Origin of the sequence: Psychrobacter sp. DAB_AL32B (genome assembly GCF_002224105.1) — a bacterium.
Lineage (GTDB): Bacteria > Pseudomonadota > Gammaproteobacteria > Pseudomonadales > Moraxellaceae > Psychrobacter.
In genome coordinates, this window is record NZ_NEXU01000102.1 from 1 (window position 1) to 4,671 (window position 4,671).

At 36.3% G+C, this 4,671-nt stretch carries 4 protein-coding genes and 1 pseudogene; 4 read left to right on the plus strand and 1 reads right to left on the minus strand.

What is annotated here, in order from left to right; genetic code table 11:
* Positions 1-89 precede the first annotated feature (89 nt).
* A complete protein-coding gene (locus tag CAN34_RS11620; RefSeq protein WP_089555788.1) occupies positions 90-428 on the minus strand; it encodes a hypothetical protein in 339 nt (112 codons plus the stop codon).
* 472 nt (positions 429-900) lie between these two features.
* Here CAN34_RS11620 and CAN34_RS11625 point away from each other — a divergent pair, with 472 nt between their 5' ends.
* The 4 genes and pseudogenes from CAN34_RS11625 to CAN34_RS14275 form a co-directional block, all read left to right on the plus strand.
* Positions 901-2,076, plus strand: coding sequence for a competence protein CoiA (locus CAN34_RS11625; protein ID WP_089555789.1), 1,176 nt, complete (start codon positions 901-903; stop codon positions 2,074-2,076).
* Positions 2,077-2,257: 181 nt separating this feature from the next.
* Positions 2,258-3,181 (plus strand): hypothetical protein, encoded by a 924-nt coding sequence (locus tag CAN34_RS11630; RefSeq protein ID WP_089555790.1) that lies wholly within the window; start codon positions 2,258-2,260, stop codon positions 3,179-3,181.
* A 428-nt stretch (positions 3,182-3,609) separates the two neighbouring features.
* On the plus strand, positions 3,610-4,200 hold the full coding sequence (locus tag CAN34_RS11635) for a recombinase family protein (RefSeq protein ID WP_089555791.1): 591 nt from the start codon (positions 3,610-3,612) through the stop codon (positions 4,198-4,200).
* Between the two features lie 115 nt (positions 4,201-4,315).
* A pseudogene (locus CAN34_RS14275) lies at positions 4,316-4,519 on the plus strand (IS3 family transposase); the annotation flags it as partial.
* Between the last annotated feature and the right edge of the window lie 152 nt (positions 4,520-4,671).

Genomic DNA, 4,671 nt, shown 5'->3' on the forward strand with positions numbered 1-4,671 from the left:
CAGAATTCGGGATGGTCTCCTTAAAAAAGATGCTTTACCATCTACAATTCTCATATCTTGACCTGCTGGACTAAAGTCTTTTTATTTATTTAAAATAAGTGATCTATAGAAATACCTTTACCTGCATCTTCATCAAAGTCACGTATTTTCTTCTTAGCTACGTAGGGTTCAGCTTTAAGTCGGTCTTTTATCTGAGGCTTAACCTTATGTTGATTGCTATCCTCTTTTGACAGATTTTTAATTTTCTCATCATTCTTATGTTTATGATAGCTTTTGCTAACAGCGCCACGACCTATAGATATTTCAAATTTCTTTTCTACTAACTTAGAGATTTCTTCAAAAGTATGTACCGTATGTGGGTTGTCACGTTCTTCGATAATAAAAGCTATAGCAGCATTACTTAGCTTTCTTCTATTTTCTTTTCTCATATTTGCTCCTTATTTGCCTTATATATAGTCTTTGCTACCTAATGAGACCTAATACTCCTTAGTGCTACCTAATGACACCTATAATATAGATTTTTCAGATAGATTGATGCTTTTTTACTACCTAATGATACCTAATTCTATTTTTAACAATGAAATCCCTCACAAGTTGCCAGTATTAGCGTAGAAATTTGGATTTATAGGGTGTAGAGGAGTAAAAGACTTGATTGCAGGATAGGCTACCGCCGTCAAAAATGGGGCATTTTTATATTATCTTTCATTGGTTGTTGGTCAGTAGTTAGGGTTTCAGAACAGTTTAAGCCTCAGGCTAACCTCAGTCTTGTATCTGCTGATACAAAACTGTTTTAAAACTTTGCTAGAGGTTTAAATATTTATTGTTCTTTTTCAGCCCACAATCAGGTAATTTCAAACAATTATACCAACCGTTAAAAAGATAAAATAATTGGGGATCAACATGGCTTTTAATTGCATAAAAAATGATGAACAAATCTATAGTTTTGTTTACAGCTTAAAAGATTGGATATCCTTAAAAGAAGATAAAAAGTCCAATTTCAATATGGCTTGCTGTGGTAATCGGGCAATACTAAAGACAAGCAAGCTAGGCACACAGTTTTTTGCTCATAAAGCAAAACCTGAGACGAATGATTGCTCTACTGGCGGTGAGACAGAGGAACATAGGCACATCAAATACTTGGTCAGTAAGAAGTTGTTTGAATGTGGCTGGAGCGTTGAAGTCGAAAAGAGAGGTGTATCTAATAAAGGTGAGGAATGGATAGCCGATATATATGCTGAAAAGGGTAAAGCTAAGATAGCTATTGAGGTTCAGTGGAGTCGTCAAAGCTTTATTGAGACAAAGCGTAGGCAGCAAGTTTATAAAGACTCAGGCATCAGATGTGCCTGGCTGCTTAGAAGTGGCTCAATTAAAGATAGAGACGCAATAGTCGGTGACTTTATGCACAGAACTAAAAGTATACCGGTATTTTCTATTTATAAAAATAAAAAAGAGTCTAACAGTACCTACCACGTCTATAACGTCTGTAAAGTAGCTTTAGAGGAAGAACTAAGGCTTGATCCATTAGATCAAACTGAGTTGGAACTGGAGAGTTTTGTAGAAAATTTGGTCTCAGGTAAGATACAGTTTCGTCCAAAGTACAGCCCAACGTCCCAATTATCGCTCGATATCGTCAGGCTTCAATGTTGGTCTTGTAAGAGACCAACCAATACGGTTATGAAAGTTAGGCTCAAAAATACGCTATATGATATTGATCATGAGTATAGCCATAACAGTCAAGATGTTGATGTGTGTGATAAAAAGACAATAGAGCGTATAAATTCCAGTTTCTCTCAAAGCTATAATTTCCCACCTCTAAGAAGTCGATATAGTGACACGGTAGGCAGTAGCTATATTGCCAACTCATGTATTCACTGCGACGCTTTAATGGGTCGCCACTTCCTAAAATCTTGGGGTTCTTACTACTCAAATAAGATAGTTGAGACAAATGAAATTACCGTACCCAGAAATGGAAGAATATTAATGGAGTTTAGAACAGTGAGTTTTTACAACAGAATGGTTGATTATGATATTGGCAGGTGGGTGTTGATCGATACACTTAGTGAATTCGAGAAGTGATGTTAGTAAATATGAGAGATGACCATTTGTAATTAAAGAATCATGGAGTTTTAGAAAGTTACATTTAAGCACGACAAGAGCTGTCGCATCTGGACGGCTCCAATGATTAAAGACAGTTGTTTGTTGCTATTATGAGTATGAAATACAAACTACTATTTGAATTAATCATTGAGGAACCAATATGCAATATAAACAAAAATCATTTCGAAAAATACCCGCAAACTTTTTACAGTTAACTGATAAGTTCTTAATTGCAAAAAAGCTCTCTGACTTTACAGAAAGCGATCTAGCGAGAATTCTAGATAATTTTTCATGGGAGAATGCTATAGAGTTCTTACCTAATAAAAATGGTAAGCATTCTACGATCAATGCAGACGGTAAGACGATTCTAAGACGAGACCTACCAAAAGAAGTAGTTTCTCGAGAATATAAATACAAACGTTTAGAGTTTCATGGACGAGATAATAGGGTAGAGGTGGATGATTCAACATGGCGCTCTTTTGAAAGAATTTTTCGAGAGCAGCTGCCAGCTCCTAGCGTCCCGATTAAATGTATCGTTAGTAATGATGAGAAATTGTTAATGGTCGAGTGTGGGAGTAAAGACAGTGAGCAGTTGTTATTGCATAAACTGAACTTAGCTTTAGAGGTTTTCAAATCTGAGTTTGAAATACATATTTCTGCGAAAGACGGGTTTGTTAAGATTCCTACTAAATTCGAAGTTGTGAACTGGATGATTCTTCCTTCAGGCGAAAAAACCCAAGAAGAAATCATCTCTTTGATCAACAGCACTATTTCACCTAAGCTTAAAAAGACCGAAAGACCAGTCATAGAAAAGCGTCTAGCTAAAATTAGCAGCTATCCAGCCGATGCTATGGCAATAGGGCTTGGAGGTTATAAAGGCTATATTATTTACCACTTTCGTCAAAAAGGCATATCAGTGTTAGAGTCTGATAACGTAAATAACGCTACTTATGTATTTGATTTTAAAAAATGGCAGGAATTATCACAATTAAGTAAAACTGAAATAATTGAAGAAGGTCTTGCTGAACTACGAATTATCCATAATCAAGAATGGGAATCTAACATTGATAAGTTACTGAGCTGAAAGTAGCTTTCAAAAAATAGAATACAGTTATTTTCGTAGGCAAAAAAAGCCTTAATAGCGTGTCTGCCAGCTTAAAAGGGCAAACTATGACACGCTATAAATATTATCACAGAGATATCCTAAATTTTGTGTAACTATTGGAACAAGTTAGACAGTTACACAGATTTCAGGATTTGATTAATCAATAACAAGAACATAGCCCAAAAAGACTACTTATCTAAATCAATTATAGAGCTAACAACCTACTTAGAATAGACTAAGGTGGTTTTACAACCTTAGTCAGCCTATCATTAACCTATACCTTAATAGTAAAATAACTAAATGATAATTAACCTATCATTAGACTTGTTTCTTTTATTAAATGATAGTAGTATCTTGCTATTATCAATGAACATTAATTATTAAGTCTAAGTGATAGAGGTGGCGTTATGACCGTTCGTATTTATGTGAGAGCCAGCACTAAGGATCAAGACGCGACCAGAGCATTAGCTGATTTGATGACTTTCAGTACAGGTTATGATGATAATCATGTTGAGTACGTTGAGCATTTCAGTGGTACGAAGCTCGATAGACCAGCACTCACTCTGTTACTCAATGACGCTGAAGAAGGCGATATTCTACTGGTTGAAAGCGTGGATAGATTAAGCAGGCTATCTCAAGATGATTTTGCAATTCTAAAGCAGCGTATCAAAGACAAGGGCTTACGATTGGTGGTGGCTGATCTACCAACCACGCATACAATCAACGATGGCATGACTGGTGAGATTCTAAACGTAGTAAATAATATGCTTATTGATTTACTAGCTACGATGGCTAAATTAGATAATGACAAGCGTAGAGAGCGCATCAAACAAGGATTGGCTAACAGTGGCTACAAGCCATCAGGTAAGAAAGCTAATACAGTAAAGCACAAACGCATCTTGGAATTAGATAGTCAAAAAACTATGACAAAAGAAGAAATTGCTAAGGCTGTTGGTGTTGGTGTCGCTACAGTTTATCGAGTGATAAGAGAGAGCTAGATCGCCCTGGGATTGACCTATGCTTTAAATTCCGTACTATAGATTTGCTTTTTCTTAGTCATGGTAAACTCCGATTAATACACCGAGTTTACTTATACGGTTTCTTCAGCATAGCTCAGTCAATGGGCTGTATAAGTCTGGGGTGATTGAATATCTAAAGCAGAACTGGAACGGCGTAAATGATATTGAACTGGCAACCCTTGAATGGGTGGGTTGGTTCAATAAAAAGCGTTTGCATAGCACGATTGATTATGTGTCACCTTTTGAGGTTGAACGACGGTATTATGATAGTTCAACCCTGTCAGGCATCGCTGCCTGACTAAAGTAAATCAGCCTCCGATATAGTCGGGGCGGTTCAGTTCTAAACTCGTAATTAGTTAATACACTATTGCCAAGCCTTCCTACGGACATTATCAAAATACTTTGCCGTATTTCCAGGTAATATATATGAAAAAAGCCAGTGAAAATATA

Bases quoted from the DNA above. Each gene is read 5' to 3' on its own strand.
- CAN34_RS11620 (WP_089555788.1), bottom strand. From the start codon at position 428: ATGAGAAAAGAAAATAGAAGAAAGCTAAGTAATGCTGCTATAGCTTTT.
- CAN34_RS11625 (WP_089555789.1), top strand. From the start codon at position 901: ATGGCTTTTAATTGCATAAAAAATGATGAACAAATCTATAGTTTTGTT.
- CAN34_RS11630 (WP_089555790.1), top strand. From the start codon at position 2,258: ATGCAATATAAACAAAAATCATTTCGAAAAATACCCGCAAACTTTTTA.
- CAN34_RS11635 (WP_089555791.1), top strand. From the start codon at position 3,610: ATGACCGTTCGTATTTATGTGAGAGCCAGCACTAAGGATCAAGACGCG.